15 protein-coding genes are annotated in these 26,168 nt (G+C 70.3%); 5 read left to right on the top strand and 10 right to left on the bottom strand.

Annotated features, from left to right (window positions below):
- Window positions 1-13: 13 nt before the first annotated feature.
- The 6 genes from FHX82_RS14520 to FHX82_RS14550 all read right to left on the bottom strand — a co-directional run bounded on the left by FHX82_RS14520 (window position 14) and on the right by FHX82_RS14550 (window position 14,773).
- A complete protein-coding gene (locus FHX82_RS14520; protein ID WP_145936871.1) occupies window positions 14-4,975 on the bottom strand; it encodes an NAD-glutamate dehydrogenase in 4,962 nt (1,653 codons plus the stop codon).
- 680 nt (window positions 4,976-5,655) lie between these two features.
- Window positions 5,656-9,126: a hypothetical protein gene (locus FHX82_RS14530; protein ID WP_145937481.1), complete on the bottom strand. Its 3,471-nt coding sequence runs from the start codon at window positions 9,124-9,126 to the stop codon at window positions 5,656-5,658.
- 47 nt (window positions 9,127-9,173) lie between these two features.
- Entirely contained in the window at window positions 9,174-10,850 is a 1,677-nt protein-coding gene (ettA, locus tag FHX82_RS14535) for an energy-dependent translational throttle protein EttA (RefSeq protein WP_145937482.1), read from the bottom strand.
- Between the two features lie 119 nt (window positions 10,851-10,969).
- A complete protein-coding gene (locus FHX82_RS14540) occupies window positions 10,970-11,422 on the bottom strand; it encodes a single-stranded DNA-binding protein (protein ID WP_183176631.1) in 453 nt (150 codons plus the stop codon).
- 148 nt (window positions 11,423-11,570) lie between these two features.
- On the bottom strand, window positions 11,571-13,574 hold the full coding sequence (locus FHX82_RS14545) for a bifunctional copper resistance protein CopD/cytochrome c oxidase assembly protein (protein WP_229880905.1): 2,004 nt from the start codon (window positions 13,572-13,574) through the stop codon (window positions 11,571-11,573).
- A gap of 20 nt (window positions 13,575-13,594) precedes the next feature.
- Window positions 13,595-14,773, bottom strand: coding sequence for an MFS transporter (locus FHX82_RS14550; protein ID WP_183176670.1), 1,179 nt, complete (start codon window positions 14,771-14,773; stop codon window positions 13,595-13,597).
- A 70-nt stretch (window positions 14,774-14,843) separates the two neighbouring features.
- Here FHX82_RS14550 and FHX82_RS14555 point away from each other — a divergent pair, with 70 nt between their 5' ends.
- Together FHX82_RS14555 and FHX82_RS14560 are read left to right on the top strand one after the other, a co-directional pair.
- Window positions 14,844-15,917 (top strand): LacI family DNA-binding transcriptional regulator, encoded by a 1,074-nt coding sequence (locus FHX82_RS14555; protein ID WP_145937485.1) that lies wholly within the window; start codon window positions 14,844-14,846, stop codon window positions 15,915-15,917.
- Window positions 15,918-16,097: 180 nt separating this feature from the next.
- Window positions 16,098-16,475, top strand: coding sequence for a peptidase inhibitor family I36 protein (locus tag FHX82_RS14560; protein ID WP_145937486.1), 378 nt, complete (start codon window positions 16,098-16,100; stop codon window positions 16,473-16,475).
- A 212-nt stretch (window positions 16,476-16,687) separates the two neighbouring features.
- On the opposite strand, the gene FHX82_RS14565 is transcribed toward FHX82_RS14560, so the two are convergent.
- The 3 genes from FHX82_RS14565 to FHX82_RS37695 all read right to left on the bottom strand — a co-directional run bounded on the left by FHX82_RS14565 (window position 16,688) and on the right by FHX82_RS37695 (window position 21,629).
- Complete coding sequence (locus FHX82_RS14565; protein ID WP_145937487.1) at window positions 16,688-18,514, bottom strand: glycoside hydrolase family 2 protein; 1,827 nt, start codon at window positions 18,512-18,514, stop codon at window positions 16,688-16,690.
- A 360-nt stretch (window positions 18,515-18,874) separates the two neighbouring features.
- Window positions 18,875-19,609, bottom strand: a complete 735-nt coding sequence (locus FHX82_RS14570; protein ID WP_145937488.1) for a Stp1/IreP family PP2C-type Ser/Thr phosphatase — start codon at window positions 19,607-19,609, stop codon at window positions 18,875-18,877.
- A 550-nt stretch (window positions 19,610-20,159) separates the two neighbouring features.
- The gene (locus FHX82_RS37695; RefSeq protein ID WP_145937489.1) at window positions 20,160-21,629 is read right to left on the bottom strand and encodes a GNAT family N-acetyltransferase; all 1,470 of its coding nucleotides are present in this window, start codon (window positions 21,627-21,629) and stop codon (window positions 20,160-20,162) included.
- A 68-nt stretch (window positions 21,630-21,697) separates the two neighbouring features.
- Here FHX82_RS37695 and yaaA point away from each other — a divergent pair, with 68 nt between their 5' ends.
- Window positions 21,698-22,429 carry a peroxide stress protein YaaA gene (gene yaaA / locus FHX82_RS14580; protein WP_145937490.1) on the top strand — a complete coding sequence of 244 codons (732 nt, stop codon included), beginning with the start codon at window positions 21,698-21,700 and terminating at the stop codon, window positions 22,427-22,429.
- Between the two features lie 2 nt (window positions 22,430-22,431).
- Here yaaA and FHX82_RS14585 read toward each other — a convergent pair whose 3' ends face one another.
- Complete coding sequence (locus tag FHX82_RS14585) at window positions 22,432-23,523, bottom strand: NAD(P)/FAD-dependent oxidoreductase (RefSeq protein ID WP_145937491.1); 1,092 nt, start codon at window positions 23,521-23,523, stop codon at window positions 22,432-22,434.
- Window positions 23,524-23,688: 165 nt separating this feature from the next.
- Between FHX82_RS14585 and FHX82_RS14590 the strand changes: the two genes are divergently transcribed.
- Window positions 23,689-24,573, top strand: a complete 885-nt coding sequence (locus FHX82_RS14590; RefSeq protein WP_145937492.1) for a serine protein kinase RIO — start codon at window positions 23,689-23,691, stop codon at window positions 24,571-24,573.
- 248 nt (window positions 24,574-24,821) lie between these two features.
- Window positions 24,822-26,153 carry a DEAD/DEAH box helicase gene (locus tag FHX82_RS14595; RefSeq protein ID WP_145937493.1) on the top strand — a complete coding sequence of 444 codons (1,332 nt, stop codon included), beginning with the start codon at window positions 24,822-24,824 and terminating at the stop codon, window positions 26,151-26,153.
- The last annotated feature ends 15 nt before the right edge of the window (window positions 26,154-26,168 follow it).

Below are 26,168 nucleotides of genomic sequence, written 5' to 3' on the forward strand. Positions count from 1 at the left end.
CCACGTACACCCGCTACCTCACCGTGCTGCGCAGCTGCCGCGCCGCCACCGACAGCGTCGCCAGGTCGAGCCTGCCGGACCGGCCGATCTCGTCCAGCGCGACCCGCGCCCGCGACAGCCGCGACGCGTTCGCCTTCTCCCACTGCGCGATCTTCTCCGCGGCGGAGTCCTCGGGATCGCTGTGCCGCAACGCGTCCAGCGTGATCGCCCGCAGCGAGGAGTACACGTCGTCGCGCAGCGAGAGCCGCGCGAGCGCGTGCCAGCGGTTGCCGCGTTCCAGCGCGCTGATCGAGGTGAGCAGCTGGTCGACGTTGAGGTGCGCCGACAGCGCGTAGTACAGCTCGGCGGTCTCCAGCGGGCTGCGCTCGGTCTCGACCCTGGCCTCCCGCTCGGCCAGCTCGGTGACCTCGATGACGTCCAGCAGGCCGTAGGAGTCCAGCAGCACCGCGATCCGGTCCGCCAGCTCCGTCGGCACGCCCTCGCCGCAGAACCGCTTGGTGCGCTCGGCGACGTGCTCTGCCTCGCGGCCGCCCAGCATCCCCCGGACCTTCGGCGCGAGCTTCACCACGGTGTCCTCGAAGCGGCTCATCTCCGCCCCGACCGCGAGCGGCTGGGGCCGGTTCGCCAGGAACCAGCGGGCGGCGCGGTCGAGCAGCCGCCGCGTCTCCAGCATCATCGCGTCGGTGATGTCGGTGTCCACCACGTTGTCGAGGGCGTGGATCGCGTTCCACAGCGAGTCCAGCTCGTACACGTGGGTGACCACCGTGTACGCACGCACGGCGTCGGTGGCGGTCGCGTTCATCTCCTCGGCGAGCCGGAACGCGTACGTGATGCCCGCGCCGTCGACGACCTCGTTCACCAGCATCGTGCTGATGATCTGCCGCCGCAGCGGGTGCTCGCCGATGGTGTCGGCGAACCGGTCCCGCAGCGGCTTCGGGAAGTACTCCGGCAGCCGCCGCGCGAACACCTCGGCATCGGGCAGCTCGCTGGCCAGCAGCTCGTCCTTCAGGTCCAGCTTCACGTGCGCGAGCAGCGTCGCCAGCTCCGGCGACGTCAAGCCCTGGCCGGCCTTCTCCAGCTCACGGAAGCGGGCCTTGCTCGGCAGCGACTCCAGCTGCCGGTCCAGCGCGCCCGCGGCCTCCAGCGCCGCGATCTGCCGCTCGTGCACGCTGACCATCCCTGGCGCGTGCGCGCGGCTCACGCCGAGCACCGAGTTCTGGTGGTAGTTGTCCGCCAGCACCAGGTCCCCGACCTCGTCGGTCATCTCGTGCAGCAGGGTGTTGCGCTGCTCGCGGTCGAGCTGCCCGCCCGCGACCAGGTGGTCGAGGAAGATCTTGATGTTGACCTCGTGGTCGGAGCAGTCGACGCCCGCCGAGTTGTCCAGCGCGTCGGTGTTGATCTTGCCGCCCGCCCTGGCGAACTCGATGCGGCCGCGCTGGGTCAGGCCCAGGTTGCCGCCCTCGCCGACGACCTTGACCCGCAGGTCCTTCCCGTTCACCCGGACGGCGTCGTTGGCCTTGTCGCCGGCGTCGGCGTGCGTCTCGTCCTCGGCCTTGACGTAGGTGCCGATACCGCCGTTCCACAGCAGGTCGACCGGGGCGAGCAGGATCGCCTTGATCAGCTCGGCGGGCGACAGGTGCGTGACGTCCTCGCCGAGGCCGAGCGCGCGGCGCACCTGCGGGGTGACCGGGATCGTCTTGGCGGTGCGCGGGTAGATCCCGCCGCCCTCGCTGATCACCGAGCGGTCGTAGTCGTCCCACGACGAGCGCGGCAGCGCGAACAACCGCTTGCGCTCGGCGAACGAGGCCTCCGCGTCGGGGTCGGGGTCGAGGAAGACGTGCAGGTGGTTGAACGCGGCGACCAACCGGATGTGCTCCGACAGCAGCATCCCGTTGCCGAACACGTCACCCGCCATGTCGCCGATGCCGACGACGGTGAAGTCCTGGCTCTGCGTGTCGACGCCCAGCTCGCGGAAGTGCCGCTTCACGCTCTCCCACGCGCCGCGGGCGGTGATGCCCATGGCCTTGTGGTCGTAGCCGACGGAACCACCGGAGGCGAAGGCGTCGCCGAGCCAGAAGCCGTAGCTCGCCGAGACCTCGTTGGCGATGTCGGAGAACGTCGCGGTGCCCTTGTCGGCCGCCACCACCAGGTACGTGTCGTCGGCGTCGTAGCGCACCACGTCCTTCGCCGGGATCGCGCGGCCCTCTACGCGGTTGTCGGTCAGGTCCAGCAGGCCCGAGATGAACATGCGGTAGCAGGCGATGCCCTCGCTCAGCTGCGCGTCGCGGTCCACGCCCGGGTCGCCCGTCGGCACCGGCGGGCGCTTGACGACGAACCCGCCCTTGGCGCCGACCGGCACGATGACGGCGTTCTTCACGGCCTGCGCCTTGACCAGCCCCAGGATCTCGGTGCGGAAGTCCTCGCGGCGGTCGGACCACCGCAGGCCACCGCGGGCGACGGCGCCGAAGCGCAGGTGCACGCCCTCCACGCGCGGCGAGTACACGAAGATCTCGAACCGCGGCCGCGGCTCGGGCAGGTCCGGCACGCCCTGCGGGTCCAGCTTGAACGCCAGGAACGGGCGCGGACGGCCTTCGTCGTCGGTCACCCGGTAGTTGGTGCGCAGGGTCGCGCGGATGACGGCGAGCAGGCGGCGCAGGATGCGGTCCTGGTCCAGGCTCGTGACCTCGTCGATCATCGAGGTGATCTCGTCGACGAGGGTTTCGGCCTGCGTGTCGGACTCCGGGTCCGTCGACAGGTCGAAGCGGTGCTCGAACAGCGCCAGCAGCTTGGTGGCGATGTCGGTGTGCGCCAGTACCGCGTCCTCGATGTACTCCTGCGAGTACGGCGTGCGGGCCTGACGCAGGTAGCGCGCGTACGCCCGCAGCACCGACGCCTGCCGCCAGGTGAGCCCGGCGCGCAGGACGAGCGAGTTGTAGCCGTCGATCTCGCAGTCGCCGCGCCAGGCGGCCGCGAACGCGTCCTGGAAGCGCACGCGCAGGTCCTGCTCGGCCTGCTCGGTGAGGTCGTCCAGCGCCTGCTGGCCGATCCGCAGGCCGAAGTCGTAGATCCAGGAGCGGGTGCCGTCCTCGCGGCGCAGCTCGTACGGCCGCTCGTCGACGACCTCCACGCCCATCCGCTGCAGCACCGGCAACACGACCGACAGGGTGACGCCCTCGCCCAGCAGGTACAGCTTGAAGCGCCGCTCCCCCGGCTCGGCGTCCGCCGGCACGTAGAACGACATCGCCAGGTCCTGCTCGTCGCGCAGTGACTCCAGCCGCCGCAGGTCGGCCAGCGCGTCGACGGCGTTGAAGTCCTCCTTGTACGCCTCGGGGAACACGCCCGCGTAGCGCTGGCCCAGCTCGGTGGCGGGTTCCTGGCCGACCGTCGCGGCGCTGCGGCCGTCGCGCCGCTCGGCCAGGATCGCGTCGACCATCAGGTCGTCCCAGCTGCGCACGGCCGCGTTGAGGCGTTCCTGGATGCGCAGGATGTCCGGTTCCAGGCGGCTGCCGGGGTCGGTGTGGACGATGAAGTGCACCTGGGCGAGCGCCGTCTCGCCGACGCGCGTGCCGTATTCGAGGTGCGTGCCCTCCAGCTCGGCGAGCAGGACCTCCTGCATCGCCAGGCGGGAGCGGGTGGTGTACCGGTCGCGCGGCAGGAAGACGAGGCACGAGTAGAAGCGCCCGTAGGTGTCGCGGCGCAGGAACAGGCGCAGCCGCCGCCGGTCGGACAGCGTGATGGCGCCGATGGCGGTGGAGAACAGCGAGTCCCGGTCGGCGGAGAACAGGTCGGCGCGCGGCCAGTTCTGCAGGACCTCCAGCATCCGCTGGCCGGAGAACGACTCCATCGGGTAGCCCGCGCGATGGATGACGTCGCGGACCTTGCGCGCGACGACCGGGATGTCGAGGACGTCCTCGTGCAGCGCGCTGGTGGTGAACATGCCGAGGAAGCGGTGCTCGCCGGTGACCTGGCCGCGCTCGTCGAACGTCTTGACGCCCACGTAGTACGGGTAGACGGGGCGGTGCACCGTGGACGGCGCGCTGGCCTGGGTGAGCACGAGGAGTTCGGGCTTGAGCGCGTTGGCGCCGGTGTCGGGGCCGGCGGTGAGGCTGCGGGCGGCGAGGTTGTCCTGGCGCAGCACGCCGAGGCCGGAGGCGAGGGAGGCGCGCAGGGCGGGTTCGTCGTCGCCGGGTTCGCCCTCGACGACCTCGAAGCGGCGGTAGCCGAGGAAGGTGAAGTGCCCGCGGGCGAGCCAGCGCAGCAGGGCACCGCTTTCGGTGACGTCACCGGCCTCCAGCGGGGGCGGGTTGTCGTCCAGCTCGGCGGCGACGTCGAGCGCGGCTTGGACCATCTTGTCGGTGTCCTCGACGACCTCGCGCACGTCGGCGAGGACGGAGGTCAGCTTGGTGTCCAGCTCCCGCGCCCGGTTGGGGTCGGTGATGAGGTCGACCTCGACGTACATCCATGATTCGGCGGCCGCGCCCTCGGGCGGCTGGGCGGCGTCGGCGGTCGGGTGGATCTCGAGGAGCTTGCCGGTGATGTCGCGGGTGACGACGACGATGGGGTGCACGAGGCGCTGGACCTGGAGGCCGTCGCGCGCGAGCTTGGCGGTGACGGAGTCGACCAGGTAGGGCATGTCGTCGGTGACGATCTGCACCACGGTGGCGTCGCGGGTCCAGCCGTCCTCGCTGGTGGTGGGGTTGAACAGCCGGACGCCGGGCCGGCCGGGGACGCGCTGCTCGGCGAACTGGCAGTGCGAGCGGACGGCGCCGACGAGGTCGACGGGGTCGTCGCCGAGGACCTCTTCGGCGGGCAGGTGGCGGTAGTAGAGGCGGATCAGGTCGGCGATGTCGGGCGCGTGCAGGGCGGCGGCTTCGACCAGCTCGTCACGGATTTGCTCCGGGCTGGCCGGGCGTCGTTGCACGGCCTCCCGCCCGGGGGTGACAGAAGAACGGGACGAAACACCTGTCGAGCTCATTTCAGGCAACTCTCCACTGAGCTTTTGATCACGCGATCACGCCGAACAGCCTCACCATAGTGCGGCCGTCCGGCGAGGTTCGCCCCACAGCCGCACACGATGCTGGTCCCATAGTGGTACGGAAAGATCGGCCAAGGGGTGGAGGGCGGGGTTCCTTAAGGCACTGTTGAGGTGCAGGCCGCCGTCCGGTCCCCGCCGGGTGCGGCGGGTACGGCGGGTGCGCCGGGTACGACAGCAGCGCCGGGTGCGACTGGCGCGGCGGGCACGGCGGGCACACCGGGTACGACCGGCACGCCGGGGCACGCCGGGGCACGCCGGGCACGACCGGCACGACCGGCACGCCGGGCACGCCGGGCACGGCGGGTGCAGCGGGCACGGCGGGTGCAGCGGGCACGGCGGGTGCGGCGGGCACGGCGGGTGCGGCGGGCACGCCGGGTGCGGCGGGCACGCCGGGTGCGGCTGCTGTCTGGATGTCGGCGGGTCGGGCGGGTCGGCGGAACTACCCCGCGCGGGTGGTGTCGGGAGCGGTGGGCGGGCAAGCCTGGCCTTGTGGCACCAGCACCCAGCCAACCCGCCGCGGCCCCCGCCACGGTCTCCGCCGCACCAAACCCACACAGGTCCCGATAGCTGCCACCCGCGGCCTCCATCGTGGCGCAGACCCGGGCGTCTCGCCTGTGGCGTCAGCGGTCTCCACCGCGATGGCGCCCGTTCGGCCGCTCACCGTTGCGGCTGTGGCCGTTCACCGGGCGGCGCTCGTCCGAGCCCTGGTTGCCCAGGCGCTTCACCAAGGCCGCGGCGCTGGATGTGCCCGCCTGGTGCTCCGCGAGGGCGCGCGCCAGGAGGTCAGCGAGTCCCGCGTCGGGAGGCAGGTCGTCGTCCAGCGGGGAGGAGCCGTTGTACTCGCTGCGGAACGGCTCGCCCAGCCCCTCGTCCTCGAACGCAGGAGTGCTGGTGAAGTGGGTCTCGGACGTGGAAGAGGCAGGCTCCCCGCTGAAGTCCTCGAACGGCTCCAGCGACGGCGGCAGCCGCAACCGCGGCAACCACGGATCGTTGACGACCAACGGGCGGTCCTCCCTCTCCGCAGCCGCCCCGGATTCCCCAGCCGAACTCTCGTCGGACTCTCGATGCCGCGAGGAGTCCAGCTCCGAAGGCGAGTCCGGCTCAGCCGCACCGCCGCGCAGAGGCGAGCCGACGGCGGAGAGCTCGGAAGCCTCACCCTGGTGGGTGGACTCGCGCTCCGCGTCTCCGTCCTGCAGGCCGAAGTCAGCCTCGGAAAACGGCTCTGCGTCCTTGAAATCCGGCCCAGTCCCGACAGCCTCACTGTCCCGACGACCAGCCCCAGCCTCGGCGAACGAGTCCCCGTCCTGCTGCTTTGGCGCGCTCCCAAGCCCGGCCTGGGCAGACGACCCGTGCCGAGCCCCCTCAGCGCGAGCCGAGCCGACCCCACCATGCCGACCGGCGGCGGCCGATCCGTCAAGCCCGGCCTGCTCGCCACCGTCCGAGACGGCGCCCGCCGACACCTCCTCCGGCTCGGCCTCACCGCCCCGCCGCGACTCAGTTTCCCGAGTAGCCGCCACACCGCCCGCGGTCTCTCGCGACTCGTCCGCCGCCCGGCGACGGCCGCCGCCCGAGCCCGCCGAAATCCCCAGCCGGTCCAGCACGGATCGTGCCGCGACGGAACCGTGTTCGGAGTCGTGCCGAGTAGTCACCTTCGGCTGCTCGTCGAGCGCCTCGTCAGCGGAGGAAGCGCTTTCCGCCTTGCGCTCGAACGCCAGCGAGACCCGCGGCGCGGGTTCGTCAGCAGGCGGAGGTGCGAGCGGCAGGTCCGCCACCGCCGGTTCGTCCACCGGCACGGGCGCCAGCCGGATCTCGGGCTTTGCCGCGGTCGGCTGATCGTCCGCCGCCCCGGCCTCCGCCGAGTTCGCGCTCCGGCCCGACTCCGGCTCACCGAGCGAACCCGCACCCCGGACCTTCGGCCCGGACCCCGATGTCTCCGAGGCGCCTTGCCAGTTCTCCGGACCCGACGCCGGCTCTTCCGCCAAACCGGCACGCCGAGCTCCGCGCCCCAGTTCCGACTCCTCCACCCAATCCGCGCGCCGGACTCCCTGTCCGAGATCCGACTCCACCACCCGATCCGCGCGCCGGACTCCCTGTCCGAGATCCGACTCCACCACCCGATCCGCGCGCCGGACTCCCTGTCCGAGATCCGACTCCACCGCGCGATCCGCGCGCCGGGGTGCCCGCCCGAGATCAGCCTCCTCCGCGGCATCGGCCTGCCGGGCTCCCCGCCCGAGTCCGGTTCCCTCCGTTGAAGCCGCGCGCCGGGCCTTCTGTCCCGGTCCCGTCTCCTCCACGCGATCCGCGCGCCGCGTTCCCTGCCCCAGCCCCAGCTCTTCCGCTCGGCTCGCGCGCCGCGCCCGACCCAGCCCCGGCTCTTCCTCTTCCGCTCGACCCGCGTGCCGCGTCGCCCGCCCCAGTCCCGGCTCTTCCGCCGAGGCCGCGAACCCCTCATCTCGCCCTGGGCGCGAGTCCTCTGCCGAAACCGAGCGCCGGTTCTCCTGACCCAGTCCCAGCTCTTCCGCCGAGCGCTGAACCGACTCGGCCTCTGTCCCGACCAGCCGCTCGTCAGCCCGACGGCGTCCGCCGGCCGACTCCGCGCCCGTCGAGCGCTGCGGCTCCTCCGCTCGCCGTTTCCCGGGGGTTTCGTCCGAGCGCTGGCCGGCGCCCCGCCGAGGCGGAAGCCATTGCCGCGTCTCGTCGTTCGCGTTGCGGTCCTCCGGCACCACGACGCGCGGGATGATCATGGTGTGCTCGGCGGCATCGGGCTCCGGCTGAACCGGCCTGCCCGGCGCGGACGGCTGTTCCGCACGCCGCCTGCCCGACTCCGCGGCCGGATGCACCACCACATGCCCGTTCCGCCCCGAACCGGCGCGCTTCGTCTCGGCAGCAGGGCTCACCTCGACAGCCTCATGCGCAGTCATGCCTTCGGCGGACTTCGCGTCGGCGCCGAGCACCTCGTCGAGGTCCAACGTCGCGTGCCCGCCGTTGCCGAACTCCCCGGACAGCAAGCCCATCGCCTGCCGACGAGCCCGCATGTGCAGGTGCTCGGCCGCACGACTGTGGTGCAGGCATTCGATCGCGTCCGGCGTCCGTCCCAGCCGTTCCTCGACGTGCGCCAGCTCCGCCCACAGCCGCGAAGTCAAGGCGTGCAACCCGTGCCGCTCGGTGCTGTGTACCGCGTCGCGCAACGTCACTGCGGCCGCTTCCACCGATCCTGCGGGCAGCAGGATCCGCGTCGCGATCGCCATCCGGAGCCAGCCCAGCGGTGCGATCGAAGCCGCTCGCTCGGGCTCCGTCAACGTGGACTCCGCCAGCTCCGTGGCGACCTCCGTGTCGCCGCGGTCCAGCAGCGAGCACACCAAGTGCAGGACCAACCGCACGCGCACAACCCCGCCGTCGCAGTCCGGGTCGTCCAGCTGCTCCAGCAGGCCGAGCCCGGTCCGTGCGGCGTCGGCAGCACCCATGACGTCGCCGTGGCGACGCCGGTGCGCCGACATCGCCACCCGCACGAGCGCTCGGGCCAGCAACCTGTCGTCGCCGTCGAGGTCATCGTCCGAGCCACACAAGCGGTCCGCCTCGGCGAGGGTCCGGTCGAGCTCCGGCTTGCGCCCGAACTGCGAAAGACAACCCACCAACTGGCACAACGCCGCGGCCTTGCCCGCTCCAGCGAAATCCGCCATACCGAGCGCAGGCCGCAACGCGGCGAGCCCGGTCAGCGGAACACCGACACTGCGCGCACAGATTGCCAAGTCCGTCCGCAGGCCGGCGGCGAGCGCCACCTCACCGAGATCCTCCGCGGCGCGAAGCGCGGCGACGGCCCGTCCCACGATCCCGGCCCGCAGTCCGAGGCGGACCCGGGCCGAGACGACCAGGCTCTCCGCCCGCACCCACAGCTCGTCCGACCCGCCGGCTTCGGCGAGCGACGCGGCTCGCTCCCCGAAGACCACGGTCAGCTCCGGCGCACGCAGACCGAGAACAGCCGCCTGCTGCAGCAGGTTCTCGATCGCATGGTTCTCACCGGTACCGGCCGCGGCCCACCCGGCTACTCGTGCTCCGGGCGGGCTGGATCGGACGTGCTTGATGGCTGCCAATGGGGACTCCGCTTCAGTTCCGGCTCAAGCGTGCTCGCGGACGTGCGTCAGTCGCGCGTCAACTTGCGGTGAGTCACCCGGTGGGGCCGGGCCGCCTCCGCTCCCATGCGGTCGATCTTGTTCTTCTCGTAGCCCTCGAAGTTGCCCTCGAACCAGAACCACTTCGCCGGGTTGGCGTCGTCACCCTCCCAGGCCAGGATGTGCGTGGCCACGCGGTCGAGGAACCACCGGTCGTGCGAAATGACCACCGCGCAACCGGGGAACTGCTCGAGCGCGTTCTCCAACGACCCCAGCGTCTCGACGTCCAGGTCGTTGGTCGGCTCGTCCAGCAGGATCAGGTTTCCGCCCTGCTTCAGCGTGAGCGCGAGGTTCAGCCGGTTCCGCTCGCCACCGGAGAGCACCCCGGCCGGCTTCTGCTGGTCCGGCCCCTTGAACCCGAACGCGGAGACGTACGCGCGCGACGGCATTTCCGTCTGGCCGACCTGGATGTAGTCGAGCCCGTCGGACACGACCTCCCACACCGTCTTCTTCGGATCGATCCCGGCCCGGTTCTGGTCCACATAGGACAGCTTGACCGTCTCGCCGATCTTGACCTCGCCCGAGTCCGCCTTCTCCAGACCGACGATCGTCTTGAACAGCGTGGTCTTACCGACGCCGTTCGGCCCGATGACACCGACGATGCCGTTGCGCGGCAGGTTGAACGACAGGTCGTCGATGAGCAGGCGGTCGTCGAACCCCTTGCGCAGGTGCTCGACCTCGACCACCACGCTGCCCAGCCGGGGCCCCGGCGGAATCTGGATCTCCTCGAAGTCCAGCTTGCGGGTGCGCTCGGCCTCCGCTGCCATCTCCTCGTAGCGGTCCAGACGGGCGCGGGACTTGGTCTGGCGCGCCTTGGCGTTGGAACGGACCCAGTCGAGCTCGGTCTTGAGCCGCTTGGCCAGCTTCGCGTCCTTCTTGCCCTGCACCTCCAATCGTTCCCGCTTCTTCTCGAGGTAGGTCGAGTAGTTGCCCTCGTAGCCCACAACCCGGCCGCGGTCGAGTTCCATGATCCATTCGGCCACGTTGTCCAGGAAGTACCGGTCGTGGGTGACCGCGAGGACGGCGCCGGGGTAGGTCGCGAGGAACTGCTCCAGCCACAGCACGCTTTCGGCGTCCAGGTGGTTGGTGGGCTCGTCGAGCAGCAGCAGGTCCGGCTTCGAGAGCAACAGCTTGCACAGCGCGACCCGGCGTCGTTCACCACCGGACAGGTGGGTCACCGGCTCGTCGGGCGGCGGGCACCGCAGGGCGTCCATCGCCTGCTCGAGCTGCGAGTCGAGCTCCCAGGCGTCGGCGTGGTCGAGTTCCTCCTGGAGCTGGCCCATCTCCTCCATCAGCGCGTCGCTGTAGTCGGTGGCCATCTGCTCGGCGATCTCGTTGAACCGGTCGAGCTTCACCTTGATCTCGCCGAGGCCCTCCTCGACGTTGCCGCGCACCGTCTTGTCCTCGTTGAGCGGCGGCTCCTGGAGGAGGATGCCGACCGAGGCCCCGGGCTGCAGGAAGGCATCCCCGTTGCTCGGCTGATCGAGCCCGGCCATGATCTTCAGCACGGTGGACTTGCCGGCACCGTTCGGCCCCACGACGCCGATCTTGGCGCCGGGGTAGAACGCGGTGCTGACGTCGTCGAGGATGACCTTGTCCCCGACGGTCTTGCGCACCTTTTTCATGGTGTAGATGAACTCGGCCATGACGTCGATCGTAGAGCTGCGCTTCACCAGCCCGAACGGCGGTCACCATCCAGCAACCCAGCGTCACCCCCTGTTCACGGCGCGAACATCACTCGTCGCGTTGCGCTGACCTCGGCCGTTCAGACGACCGGAACCGGTTCAGCCGCTTCGACAACCGGCTTCTTCCCGACCCCGTCCACCGACTCCCATCCCACCTGCGCCCCGGCCAAGCCGGCTTCCGGCCGCGGAACGCGGTCGATCCACGCCATGTAGTGCGCCAAATTTGGCCCCACACCCGATGCCTCAACCTCAGGTACAGCGCGAGAGTACGGCTCTTCGCCACTCGGCACGCTGGTGGACAACCGGCCCGTGACCAGGACCGGATCTCCCTTCCGCAGTGTCGACCGCACCGCCAGGGCGAGCCGCCGCCAGCACTTCACCCGGACCGAGAGCTGCCGCCCGTCGACCCACTCCTCCTTGATCTTGTCGAACCGCCGCTCAGTACTCCGCAGCCAGAACACGACCAGTTCGCGCCCGTCCGCGCCGACCTGCTTGCACTCCGGTTCCGTCGCCAGCACACCGGCAACCGTCACCGTCGTCTCCCCCAGCGCCATTGCTCCCGCATCCCTTCCCGTGTCTCGGTTTTCCTGCCGTGACACCAGCGTGCCGGGACGGGCGGGCCGGCGGAAGGGGCAGTTGCGCCGCCTGTGGACAACTGGGGGTATGTGGACAACTCGCCGGTCAGGCGCGAGGGTTGCCCTGATCCGCGAGCTGTTTGAGCATCGCGTTGTACGCCTCCAGATCGGCGTCCCCGGTCTGCTCGGCGCGGCGGTCCTTGCGCTTGGCCTCCCGCTCGTCCGCCCGCGCCCACTGCACGAGCAACGCGATGAGCACCAGCAACACCGGCAGTTCTCCGGAGGCCCACGCGATTCCTCCGCCGAGACGCTGGTCGGCCAGCAGATCCGAGACCCACGGCAGGTTCAGCGAGCGGTAGAACGTCTCGCCGATGACGGTCTGCTTGGACATCAGGATCACGCCGAAGAAAGCGTGGAACGGCATCGCCGCGAACATCATCCCCAGCCTGCCCAGGTGCGGCAGGCGGCGCGGTGCCGGGTCGACTCCGATCACCGGCCAGTAGAAGACGTAGCCCGACAGCAGGAAGTGCACATTCATCAGAAGGTGTGCCCAGTGGTAGTTGAGCGCACTGTCGAACAGTCCAGAAAAGTACAGAACGTAGAAGGAGCCGACGAACAACACCAGAGCCACAACCGGATGGGTGAGAACCTTGGCCAGTGGCGAGTGCACGAACGCCAGCAGCCACTCCCGTGGCCCCGGCGGGGAGTCCTTTCCGGACGTCGGCAGGGCACGCAGCGCCAGCGTCACCGGGCCGCCCAGCACGAACAACACGGGCGCCACCATCGACAGCAGCATGTGCACGCCCATGTGGGTGCTGAACATCGCGGGCGAGTACCGCCCGAGCCCCGAGGACGTGGCGATCAACAGCACGGCACACCCGGCAAGCCACGCGACGGTGCGGCCCACGGGCCACGCGTCACCGCGACGCCGCAGCCGGCGCACACCGGCGACGTACAACCCGGCCAGGACGAGCGCAGCCGTGCCGTAGACGAGGTCGAACCGCCAGTCGAACAGCAGCCGCAGCACCGTCGGCGCACCCGGCAGGTCGTAACCGATGAGCACCTCGGTGGTCGACGGCTGGGTGACCGCGTCCGCCGGCGGTGGAGTGCGCGCGAGCGCGGTCGCGATGCCGATCGTCACGAACATGATCAGCAACTCGACCGCGGCGAGCCTCAGCAGCTGCGCGCCGCCGCGCCCGTCCACCAGGTCCTTCACGCCCCGCGCCCGTTGCTGCTGACCGAAGACCCCGAGCACGAGCAGCGCGACGACCTTCGCCAGCACGAGCAGGCCGTAGTCGGTGGTGACGAGGTCGGCGAGCGAGATCCGGACGAGTGCGTTGATCACGCCCGAAAGCGCCATCACGATCCAGCAGACGAGCGCGAGCTTCGAGAACCGGCTCGCTGCGAGCGTGAGGTGCTCGCCTCGCCGCCAACCGTGAGCCAGCAACGCGAACAGGCCGCCGACCCAGAGCGAAGCGGCGACGAGGTGGTAGAGCAGGCTGTTGGTCGCCATGTCGTGCGAGCCGCCGCTTGCGGAGTGCCCCGTGAGCGCCACTGGCACCAGGCCCGCGACGGACACGAAGAACAGCACGGCTGTCCAGCCCCACGACAACGCGATCCGGCAGCCGACCGCGACCACGAGCGCGATCGCCGCCGTGAACAACCACGCCTTCGGCTGCTCGATCGCGTCGATCAGGTCGACGAAGACGACCGGCGAGAAGATCTCGGTGACGGGCTTGCCCGCACCGTCGGCCGCGGTGAAGAACACCGACGCGATCGCCGTCACGAACCAGACCCACGCCGCGATCCCCGCGGTCCGCAGTGCGGCGTACCCGTCCCGCGCGACCGTGCCGGAGGACTGCGGCGGCACGAGGAACGCCGCGAGGAGCAGCGAACCGACGCACACCACCGATGCCGCGTCCGCCAGGACCCGCACGACCCCGAGGCCGTAGTGCGTCAGCACCCCCGGATCGGGCAGGCCCGCGATGACGTACGTGGCGTCACCGGAGATCACGAGCAGTGCGACCGCGAGAACCGCGGCGAGGATCACGCTCACCGCGAGCAGCGGCAGCACACTGACCTTGCGCCGGGAGGGGGCTTGAGACTCCACGCTACGAGGGTAGGCCCGCCTCAGCGAACGTTGCCCGCCGCGGTGACCTCCCGGTGACGTGCGCGACCTGCGGCGACGGCCGCAGGAGCGATGAGCGCGGCGAGCAGTCCGACGACGACGAACGAAACGGACAACGACGTCAGCTGCGCCACACCGCCGACGACAGGGGGCCCAGCGAGGAATCCGCTGTACGCGATCGTGGTGACGAACGCGATCTCCCGCTCCCCTCCGCTGTCGTCGTCCCGCTTGCCCGCCGCTCCGGCCAGGCTCAACGCAATCGGGAAGGACGCGGCGAGGCCGGCTCCGGCCAGTCCGAAACCGGCGTAGGCGAATGCGGCGACCGGCACGACCGCCGCGACGACGAGCCCGACACCGGCGAGGATCGCCCCCGCTGCCAGCGTCCTCGCCGGCCCGAACCGGTTCTGGACCCACGCGCCGCCGAGCCGCGTCACGGCCATGGTCAGCGAGAACCCGGTGAACGCGAGTGCTGCCGCACCCTGGTCGATGTGCTGCACGGTGACCAGCAGCAAGGCCGACCAGTCCGAGCTCGCGCCTTCCGCGATCGCCGAGCACAGGGCGATCGCGGCGAGCAGCCACAGCACCGGACGCCGGATCGGGGCGACCCGCGACTTCGCGTGTGTCTCCTCGGTACGCGGCGCCGCCCGCGGCAGGCCGGGCAGCACGACCAGGAGAGCGACCAGGATCACGACCACGGCGACCAGGAAGTGCCGGAACGGGGACCAGGAATGGGCCGCCGCCAGTCCCGCGGCGGCCGACGCGATCAGCCCCCCGAAGCTGAATCCGGCGTGGAAGAGGGGCATGAGTGCGCGCCCGGCGCGCCGTTCCACTCCGACCGCACCGATGTTCATCGAGACGTCCAGCGCTCCGACCGAGAAACCCAGCCCGAACATCACGAACCCGAGCGCGAGCACGGAGCTCGCAGCGCCCACGAAAGGCAGGACGACGCAGGACAGGAGTGTCGCCGCCACCATCGCGGTGCGCGCGCCGAAGCGCTCGACGAACCGGCCCGACATGGACGCCGCCAGCACCATCCCGATGCTCGATCCGAGCAGCGCCAACCCCAGCGAGCCGGGCGCGGCGTGCAGCCGCTCGGCCAACGCGGGTACCCGGGGAGCCCACGAGCCGTAGACAGCTCCGTTGATCCCGAACACCACGAACACCGCGACACGGTCGCCGATCATGCGACACCTCCTTGCTCCACCTTGACTTAAGCGCTTCAGAAAATCCATACCCTTCTACACTGGTCCGATGACAGGTCGGCGACGCCCGACGCTGGACGACGTCGCGGACGCCGTCGGCGTCTCCCGGGCGACGGTCTCGAACGCGTACAACCGTCCGGACCAGCTCTCCGCACAGCTGCGCGAGGAGGTGCTCCGCGCGGCGAAGCGCCTCGGCTACACCGGTCCGAACCCGGTCGCGCGCAGCCTCGCGACGAAACGCAGCGGAGCGATCGCCTTCATGCTCGACACCGGGTTGTCCGCGGCGTTCTCCGATCCGGCTCTGTCGATCACGCTCGACGCGCTCAGCGCCGCAGTCGACTCCGAAGGACACGCACTGCTCCTTCTCCCTGGAGGCGACGATGGCGGCCCACGTGCGGACCGAGTGCTTGCGGCGCAGGCCGACCTCGCCGTCGCCTACTCGCTTGCCGACGGCGCGCCGGCGCTACGGGCGGTGCGCCAGCGAGGACTACCGCTCGTGGTGATCGACCAGCCCGTGGTGCCGGGCGCGGCACGGGTGAGCACCGATGACCGCGGCGGAGCCGTCGCGGCAGCGCGGCATCTGCTCGAACTCGGTCACCGGAGGTTCGGAATCCTTTCGGCGCAATGCCTTTCGGCGCCTCGGGGTGGTCCGCTCACGGCGGAACAGGCGGCTCGGTCGCGGTTTCGGGACAACCGCGAACGGCTTGCCGGCTACTTGGACACTCTCGGAGAAGCGGGAATCTCAACGGACTCTGTTCCAATCTGGGAAAGCTCCGGGCTTTCCCGTGACGACGCGAAAATGGGGGCGGCAGCGCTGCTCGACCGGCCGGAGCGACCGACCGCACTGCTGTGCATGTCGGACGAACTGGCCGTCGCCGCACTGGCAGCGGCGAAGGAGCGTGGACTTTCGGTACCGGACGATGTGTCCATAGTGGGCTTCGACGACACGCCCGTGGCGCGCTGGGCGGAGCCTCAGTTGACGACCATACACCAGGATCTCGTCGGCAAGGGCAGATTGGCCGGAGAAATCGCTTTGCGCCTGCTCGCCGGACACCGGGTGCCGGATCCGACCACTTTGGACGTTGAGTTGACGGTCCGCGGATCTACTGGGCCCGCGCGATAGCAGAAGGCCAGCGAGCGGACAACGCGTTCGGCGAAACTGTGGATAACTGATACCCGATCGAGCGAGCGGAAACTACTTATCCACAGAAGTAGAAATGCCTGATGACAAACTCCTTCCGGGCCGCCATTGTGGAGTGCATGAGCGGCACAGTGCCGCGAACCACTTCTCAGGGGGAGAAACATGAAACTGCGTGCAAATCTGCCTCGCGTACTCGTCATCGCCGTTCTCGGCCTGTTCTGCGGATCGGGTATCGCACAGGCCGATCCACGACCGTCCGACGGGTGTGAGCGCGGCGAATTCTGTGCGTGGACAAAGGAGTTCTACGCGGACGCCGTGCAGCGCATCGATCTCCGCACAGCCAACCCCGGGGAGTGCATCCCGCTTTCCGGCGGGTTCGAGGCCCGGTCGTTCGTCAACCAGATGAGCCGTGACATCACCGTCTACCAGGATGTCGAGTGCAGTACCGAAGGCGACTTCACGACCTATCCGGGTAAGGGGACGTTCATTCCCCGGGCACCCTTCGTCGTACGGGCCATCCAGATCTGGGACACGGTTTAGCGGCGACGCCAGATGTGGCGGCCGGCCGTCGCTCCTGGGGACTTCGGTCCTCGGCCGGTCCGTCCGGGGACTGCCTGAGCGCAGCCCCCGCCCGCGGGTGCACCTTCCGCCCCGAAACGGGTGCACCCGCGGGTCTCCTCCGGCGGCTTACTGGGGGCGCCGCCGGCGGAGACCGTCTTTCCGCACACGAGTCACTGAGCGAGGAGGGATGGCTAATACTGATCGAGTGAGTTTTCCCGGTGGTACCGGAGTTCGTCGCCAGGCAGCGCCTTCGTTGGCTTCGTCAACACTGCCCGGATTTCCGCCGGATCGGCCTTGGGTGAGCGGTCGGCGGTGAGGAGTCCGTTGCGTTCCTGCTCGGTGTCGGTCAGCTGGGTGTAGCAGAACCCGGCGAGTGCCGGCGAGTCGAGAACGGCCGTGACCAGGTCGTCGAGCTTTCGGACGAGGTCAGCGCCGTCGGTCACGGTCGAATAGCCGAACCAGTTCTCACCTTCCGCGGGGGCGTAGGTGAGACCGCCGAACTCGGTCAGCATCACCGGCCGATCGACGTCGACGACGCCGAGCACAAGCCTCCGCCCACCTGGGCGACCCGAGGCAAGAGTTTCTTGTATCGCAGTGGAACCACCGTAACGAGAACGAAGGGAGGAACCTGTGGGCGCGTAGTCGTGGATCCCGTACACGTCGGAGTCGTCCGGAGTTTCCCAGCCGTCGTTGGAAATGACGGGGCGAGCCGGGTCGATGGCCTTGGTGAGGTGGTAGAGCGAGCGAGCGAAATGCTCCTGGGAAGCAGAGGATGCGATGTCGGATACGCCCCAACTCTCGTTGAGGGGAACCCAGGTGACGATGCAGGGGTGGCTGCGGTCGCGACGCACGATTTCGAGCCACTCCTGGGTCAGCCGCTCGACGGCGGTCGGTCCGAACTCGTAGGCGTTCGCGGTCTCGCCCCAGACCAGTAAGCCGAGGCGGTCGCACCAGTAGAGGAACCGCGGGTCCTCAGCCTTCTGGTGCACCCGCACCCCGTTGAAGCCGAGTTCCTTCACCAGCTCGACTTCGCGGCGGAGGGCTTGAGCGTCCGGGGCGGCGAGGTGGGACTCGGGCCAGTAACCCTGTTCGAGGACCATCCGGGGGTAGTAGGGCACGTGGTTCAACAGGAACCGGCCGTCTGCGACGCCCACGTCCCGGAGACCGAGGTAGCTGCTGACCTCGTCGCCTGGTCCTTGGTCGGGTCGCGTAGTCACGGTGGCGTCGATGAGCACTGGGTTCTCGGGAGACCACAGCAGGCGGTTGCGTGCCTGTCCGTGGCGCAGGGCGGGAATCGTGACCTCGAACTGGAACCTGGTGCTGTCGACGCGGACGGACTGATCGGCGAGGACCTCGTCGTCGTGCCGGAGGACGACGCGCACAGTGGCGCCTGCGCGTGAGAGCGTGCCCTCGCACGTCACCGAGGTCCGGACGACATCAGGTGTCCAGTGCAGTTCGGTGAGGTGGAGTTCCGGTACGACCTCGGCCCACACCGGCTGCCAGATGCCGGTGGTGCGGTGGTACCAGATTTCGTGCGGCTCGGGACGCCAGTCCTGCTTGCCGCGAGGTTGTGCGACATCGGCCGGCTGGTCTTCAGCTCGGATCACAATGGACTGGCGGTCGCGTTGAAGCGTTTCGGTTATATCGAACGAGAAAGGAGTTTGCCCACCTTCGTGCTCACCCACCAGGATCCCGTTGATCCACACGGAAGCCCGGTAGTCGACCGCGCCGAAGTGCAGGAGCATCCGGTGACCGGGCGGCAGCGGCGGAGCATCGAACTCGTGCCGATACCAGACCACGGCGTGCGGTTGCGGAGCATGGATACCGGACAGCTGCGACTCCGGCGGGTACGGGACGAGGATGCTCCGGTCGAACGCGGCGGCGTCGTCGTACCAGCGACCAGTGCGGCCCCGGTCTTCGTCGTCGAAAGCAAATCCCCACTGCCCGCACAGGTCGATCCAGCCCTGCCGGACCAGTTGCGGGCGGGGACAGACGTGTTCCGGCTCGGCGTCGATCACGCCGCGCACCCTACCGCCGGGAGGTTGGGATGATCCATTGAATCGAGGAGGAAGCCGTTGCCGCGTGCAGGCCAACCGCTTGCTCACGAGCACGTGAACCCTTCGACAAGGGCGGCCTGTGACCGTTGGTTCGCTTCACGCTGGTCTGTACGGCTACTCAGCGAGGCTGCCGGTCGAGACAACGCGGCGCAGCCGAGCAGTCAGGTGGGGCCGAGACCTCCGGCAGTAGGACCTCTGGTCGTGCCCGCGCGCGATTGAGCGGATGCTCATGACCGGCCAAGCCTCACCCGGTCGTGTGGTGACTGGCGGATCTCGGCGCGGACCACCTGTTCCCCGCCTGCGAGCGAGGCAGCGACCAGGTCAGCTCACGTCCGCGACCACGCACGTGATGTTGTCCGGACCGCCGCCGGCGTTGGCCAGCTCGACGAGCTTCTGCACGACCTCGTCCGGGTCGGTGACCTGCCTCAGGGTCTCCGCGATCAGCTCGGGTGGGAGGACGTCGGACAGACCGTCGGAGCAGATGAGGTATCGGTCGCCGGGGTGGGCCTCGACCACGAACACATCCGGCTCGACCTGGCCGCCGCTCTGCAGTGCTCGCGTGAGCACCGACCGGCTGGGGTGGGTCATGGCGGCTTCCGGCGTGATCCGGCCCTGGTCGACCAGTTCCTGGACCACCGTGTGGTCGCGCGTGATCTGCTCCAGCTCGCCCTCGCGGAGGCGGTAGGCGCGGGAGTCACCGACGTGCGCCACGACGAACTCCTTGCCGCGCCAGAGCAGGGTGGTCATGGTGGTGCCCATGCCCTGGAGCGCGGGGTCCTCCTCGGCCAGCGCGGTCAGCCGCTGGGCCGCGTCGGCCACGGTCTCCGCCAGGACCTCGGCGGGGTCCACGTCGGAGTCGGCAAGGCGCTGGTCGAGGTCGGTGATCGCGGCGATCGCGGTCGAGCTGGCGACCTCGCCCGCGACGTGGCCCCCCATGCCGTCGGCGACGGCGAGCAGCCGTGAGCTGGTGAAGACCGAGTCCTCGTTCGCATCCCGCCGCTGGCCGACATCGGTCGCGACGGCATACCGGAGCGTCAGTGACCCACTGGGTTCCATGAGTGAAGTAAAGCAGTGACCGATCCGCGGCGGCACCGGCCTCACCCCCGCTGACCGGGGGACAGGCGACCGAGCAAGATCATCAAGACCGATCCGCCCCGGATTGGGCTCGTTCGCGGTGAATCCTCGCCGTGGTGCCCGGCCTGTCTCGGCCCACGGAGCTCAGCTTCAGCGGTCCAGCGGGCCGAGCACTCGGACGGCACCTCGCGGCGTGCCCATTCGACCCACCCGGTCGGCAGAGCGGCCGCCCGGCCGACGCGACTGCCCCAGCCGCTGAGGACCAGCTGCCCGACGGCTCGCGTGGCTCGCCGAGCGGCGCTCCACCACCGCGCGACACCGGCCGACGGGACTGGTCCTGCCGGTGCGGGTCCACAAGGTGACAACCGGCGTGCACCCACCAGCGCGGGTCCGCAGCCCGACAACCAACGGCCCACTGAGCGACCTGAGAGCGCACACCGCTGCCCGATCGGTGCGGCAGGGACTCGGCACTAATCACTTCGGCCGGCAACCCGGTGCGGTGACGCGACCGGGGGTACACCAGCCCGTGCGGTTACGGTATCCGCCGGATGTAGGCATGTTGACGGTCGGACACTTCGAAGCCCACGCGCCGGTAAATGTTCAGTGCGTTGTGGGCGTTGCTCTCGTCGACGCCCAGTGCCGCGCGCTCGTAGCCCTGCTCACGGGCCACTCTCAGCGTGTGCGCCAGCAGCGCCGTTGCCACGCCTCGCCCTCGTGACGCAGCGCGGGTTCCGACGTAGGAGACCTGCAGCTCACGCACGCCCGTCGCTTCGGCATCTGACTCGTAGAAGGCCGACAACACGAACGAGGCGACTTCGCCAGCATCCGAGAGAAGCAGGAACGACGACTCCGGGCGGAAGACTGGGCTGCCGGTCACCCGGTGCCGGAACAGCTCGGGTGAGTACGCCGCCATGCCCCAATGACCGCGGAACGCCTCGTTCAACGCCAGGCGGGTCGCTTCCTCGTGCTCCGGGGCGTAACCGGCCAAGCGCAGGTCCGCGGGCAGTTCGTGCGGCACGACCGCCGCGCCGGAACCCGCCGGGCCGAGATCCGCCCTGGCCAGATCTGCCGGACCGAAATCCGCCCTGCCGATGTCCGCCATGCCCAGATCCGCCAGACTGGACTCCCCCGGGCCGAGATCCGCACCGCCGGAATCCGGACCGAGACCCGCCCTGCCGGTATCCACCGGGCCTAGATCCGGCGGACCGGAATTCACCGGGCTGGAATCCGCTGCGCCGGAACCTACCGGGCCGAGAGCCGCCGCCCCCGGACCCATCGGACCGAGATCCGCCCTGCCCAGCTCCGCCCTGCCCAGCTCCGCCGGGCCGAGATCCGCTCTACCGATGTCCGCCGGGGCCAGATCCGCCAAACTGGACTCCCCCGGGTCGAGAGCCGCACCGTCAGAACCCCCCGGGCCGAGATCCGCCGCGCTGGAAGCCGGACCGAGACCCGCCCTCCCGAGAGCCGCCGCGCTGGAATCCAGACCGAGACCCGCCCTGACTAGAGCCGCCCCGCCAGAATCCGGACCGAAACCCGCGCCTCGAAGATCGGCTCGCATCGTCGCGAAGGAGCGGGAGCGGGTGAAACCCGCCTCGGTCAGTAGGGCCGCGTACCATCGCTGGTTCTCGTGGCTTCGGGCGTGCAGCTCCAGCGGCGCCTGCGGGAACGTCTGCGAGTGCAGCTTCGGCGCCGTCGCCAGTAGCCACTCGATCAGCGGCTTCCCCAGCTCCCGGCACTCGGGATGCACCTGCAGCTCCACGCGCATCCGGTGCTCCGGGTTCGCCTCCTCCCGCGGCACTGCCATCGCGTACCCGATCAGCCGTCCGCTGTCCCACGCGGACGTGCTGCCGTCGGGCAAGCGGACGTTCGGCGCGGTCAGCTCCTCACGCACGTCGTCCACGCTGTAGTGCTCATGCGTCGGCTCCACCGCTTCGGCCGCGTGCAGCAGCTCCGCGATGGCACCGGCGTCCTCAACCGAAAGAGCCCGCCACGTCCAGTTCACCCGGCCCAGCGTAAGAGCCACCGGACACCTGTCCCACCGATTTTCCGTGAACCGTTAACCTGCTTGACGTGCTCGTGCTGCTGCCCCCTTCGGAGACCAAGGCCCCCGGCGGTGACGGGCCGCCGCTCGATCTCGACGCACTGTCCTATCCCGAGCTGAACCCCGTCCGCCGGAAGCTCGCCGACGCCCTTGTCGAGCTCACCGCCGACGTCCCCGCCAGCCTCGACGCCCTCGGCCTGTCCCCGCGGCAGGAGGACGAGGTCGCCCGCAACGCCGCGCTGTGGACGTCACCGACGCTCCCCGCGCTGGAGCGCTATACCGGCGTCCTCTACGACGCGCTCGACATCGGCAGCTTCACGAAGACCCAGCTCGCCAAGGCGGAACGACGCCTCGCCGTCGCGTCGGCGCTGTTCGGCATCGCGCGAGGAGACGACCGTATCCCCGCCTACCGGCTCTCCGGCGGCAGCTCACTCCCCTCGCTCGGCGCCTTGCGCCCCCTCTGGCGCCCCGCGCTGGAGCCGGTCCTCGCCGGCCTGGACGAGCTGGTCGTCGACCTTCGCTCCGGCGCCTACGCCGCGCTCGCGCGCATTCCGGACGCGGTCGTCGTGCGCGTGGTCACCGCCGGCGGCAAGACGATCAGCCACCACAACAAGGCCTACAAAGGACAGCTCGCCGCCACACTCGCGAAGACCGCGCGCGAACCGTCCACTGTGGAGGGACTGCTCCGGGTGGCCTCGAAGGCGGGGTACGACGTCAAGCGCACCGGCGAGCACGAGATCGACCTGGTCATCGCGCACTGACCTCAGCGGTCGAACCGGCCCGGCGCATACGGTCCGAGGTCGAACGAAGGCTCCTCCCCCAGCGCCAACTCCGCGATCAGCATTCCCGCGAAAGGCGCGAGCGTCAGACCTCCCGCGCCGAAAGCCGTCGCCACCAACACCTCCGGCCGCCCGGGCAGCGGGCCGAGCAGCGGGAGATCGTCCTCGGACGCCGGACGGAAGCCGACGCGCGTTTCGAGCAGCGTCGCGTCCGCGAGGCCCGGCGCCACGCTCAGCGCGTTCTCCAGCACCTCACGCTGCCCCGCTGCCGTCACGCGGTAGTCGAACCCCGAACCCGTCTCCCGCGTCGCGCCCGCCACCACGCGAGAACCGGGAAACGCGAGCAGGTAGTGGCTCGACACCGGTAGCACCACCGGCCAAGAACCCGTCTCCACCCCCGGCAGCTCGAAGTGGCTGATCTGCCCACGCTGCGGCGCGACCCCCAACGACACCCCGAGCGGCGCCACCAGCTCCCCGCTCCACGCCCCCGCCGCCACCACGACGCGATCCGCCTCCCACCGCGAACCGTCCACGCGCAACTCGCCGGCCGACGACAGCTCCGCCCGCCCCGGCACCTGCTCGGCGCCGTAACGACTTGCCGCCGTCAGCAACACCTCACGCAGACGCCGTCCGTCGACGCGAGCGCCACCCGCCACGTGCACCGCGCCCAGCTCCGGCGCCAGCGCGGGGAACAACTCGCGCGCCTGTGCCGGGTCCAGGCGACGCACGTCGCCCACCTCGGGAGTCGCGCGGGCGCTGACCCTCGCGAACGCCTCGTCCAGCTCTCGCTCGTCCGCCGAGACGACCATGCCGCCGACGACCTCGAACGACGAGTCCGTCACCCCGTCCTCGGCCAGCTCCTCGACGAGCCTGCGGTAGTACGCGGCCGCGGCGCCCGCCGCGCTGTAGTGCTCCTCTCCCGCCCGCGAGGTCCACGGGCACACGATTCCGGCCCCGGCCGCCGTCGCCACACCCGTCCGCGCCGCGTCCACCACCACGACGTCCGCGCCCCGGCGCGCCAGCTGGTAGGCGGCGCTCGCGCCCGCGATTCCCGATCCGATGACAACTGTCCGCATGTCCAGCAGTCTGCCGGTAAATCGGTTGCCGCCGCATCCGTCGTTCACGCAAGATCGGTGCTCCCCGGAAGGAAGGAGGCCCGCCGATGACTGTCCGAACGCTTCGCCGTGCCCTTTTCCGTCCGCCCCTCGGCTGAGGGGCGCCTTCCGAGGAGACACCTTCCGATGTCCAACCGCTCCCGGTTCGACGACGACACCCCTTACACCCGTCGCGGCCGCCTTACCCAGAACGAACGCGCCCGCCTCGCCGCGCTCCGCGAGGACGTCTACGACGGGCTCGACACCGGCGACCGCCACTCGACGTGGGACACCGGCGAACGCGGCCCGCAGCCCTACCCGGACTGGGTGGTGACCGACCTCGCCGCGGTCGACACCGAGCTCGGCGTCCTCAAGAGCGGCAAGGAGGCCGACGTCCACCTGCTGCGCCGCGGCCTGCCCGACGGCTCCCGCGAATGCCTGCTCGCCGCGAAGCGCTACCGCTCGAACGAGCACCGGCAGTTCCACCGTGACGCGGGTTACCTCGAAGGGCGGCGGATGCGCCGCTCCCGCGAGACCCGCGCGATGGCGAACCGCACGTCGTTCGGCCGCAACCTGATCGCCGAGCAGTGGGCGGTCGCGGAGTTCGGCTACCTCTGTCGCTTGTGGACAGTGGGACTGCCCGTGCCGTACCCGGTGCAGCGGAACGGGACCGAGCTGCTCCTGGAGTTCCTCTGCGACGAGGACGGCAACGCCGCGCCACGGCTGGAACAGCTGCGCCCCGGCCCCGACGAGCTGGCCTTCCTGTGGTTCCAGGCCCGCAAGGCGCTCGAACAGCTCGCCGCCGAAGGGCTCGCGCACGGCGACCTGTCGCCCTACAACGTCCTGGTGCACGAAGGCAGGCTCGTGCTCATCGACCTGCCGCAGATGGTCGACGTGTTCGCCAACCCCGCCGGGCCCGAGTACCTCGCCCGCGACGTGGCCAACCTGGCCCGCTGGTTCACCGCGCGGGGGCTGGACATCGACGTGCCCGCTGTCACGCGTCACCTGCACGAGGAGGCCGGGCTCCGGTGAGCGCGACTCTTCAGGTAGACTGATCACAGACCGCAACCGGCGGCGTGGACAAGTGTTGTTCTTCGCGGCCAAGCCAGCATATGCGGCTCGCGGTTATCCACCCACCAACGGCGCACGGAATGCGCCGGGTCCGTCCCTGTGAACGCCCAGGACAACACTGCGCCCTGCCGAAAGCGGGCAGTTGGGCCTCCTTGCGACGTGCCACGTCCGAGAGGCAGTTAGTGAGCATCACCATCGAGTCCCCTTCGATGACCTCGTTCGAAGATTTCGACCTTCCGCAGTCCCTGCTCCAGGCGCTGCGGGAGCAGGGGATGAACTCCCCCTTCCCCATCCAGTCGGCCACCCTGCCCGACGCGCTCGCCGGGCGCGACGTGCTGGGTCGCGCGCAGACCGGTTCCGGCAAGACGCTGGCCTTCGGGCTGGCCCTGCTGGGCAGGCTCGGCGGTGGCAAAGCCCGCCCCAAGCGGCCGCGCGCCCTCGTGCTCGTCCCCACCCGCGAGCTGGCGATGCAGGTCGCCGACGCGCTCACGCCGCTGGCCAGGGCCATGGGCCTGTGGTGCCGCACGGTCGTCGGCGGCATGGCCTTCGCCCGTCAGGCCGACGCCCTCAACCGGGGTGTCGACCTGCTGATCGCCACTCCCGGCCGGCTGTCCGACCACGTCCGGCAGGGCACCTGCGTGCTCTCCGACGTGAACTTCGTCGCACTCGACGAAGCCGACCAGATGGCCGACATGGGCTTCCTGCCGCAGGTGCGGGAGATCCTCGACCTGACCCCGCCCGGTGGTCAGCGCCTGCTGTTCTCGGCCACCCTCGACGGTGACGTCAAGAAGCTGGTCGACCGGTACCTGACCGACCCGATCGAGCACTCGGTCGCGCCGGCCACGGCGAGCGTGGACACCATGGACCACTACGTGCTCCAGGTGACCCACCAGGACAAGCAGGCCATCGTCACCGAGATCGGTGCCCGCGAGGGCCGCACGATCATGTTCGTGCGCACCAAGCACCACGTCGACCGGCTCGCCGAGCGACTGCGCGCCAAGGGCGTCGCCGCGGGCGCGCTGCACGGCGGCAAGACGCAGGGCCAGCGCAACCGCGTGCTGTCGGACTTCAAGGAAGGCCACACCCCGGTGCTGGTCGCCACCGACGTCGCCGCGCGCGGCATCCACGTGGACGACGTCAGCCTGGTGCTGCACGTCGACCCCGCAGCCGACCACAAGGACTACCTGCACCGGGCGGGCCGCACCGCGCGGGCGGGCGCGTCCGGCACCGTGGTCACGCTGGTCACGCACGACCAGCGCCGCACCGTGCGCCGGATGACGGAGAAGGCCGGCGTGCGCGCCGAGTCGGCGAACGTCCGTCCGGGCGACCCCGACCTGGCCCGGATCACGGGTGCCCGTGAGCCGAGTGGTGAGCCCGTGGTGGAGCGTCGCCGCGAGCCGCAGCCCCGTCGTGGCGCCCCGCGTGGCGAGCGTCAGGGTGGCCGTGGCCGTGGCTTCGGCGGTCGTCAGGGCGGGTTCCGCGAGGGCCCGCGTCCGCCGCGGCGTGACGGTCGCGGTCCTTCGCGACGCACCCGCGACTGATTCCCGCAGCTCAGG

It is taken from the genome of Amycolatopsis bartoniae (genome assembly GCF_014191255.1).
Classification (GTDB): domain Bacteria; phylum Actinomycetota; class Actinomycetes; order Mycobacteriales; family Pseudonocardiaceae; genus Amycolatopsis_E; species Amycolatopsis_E bartoniae.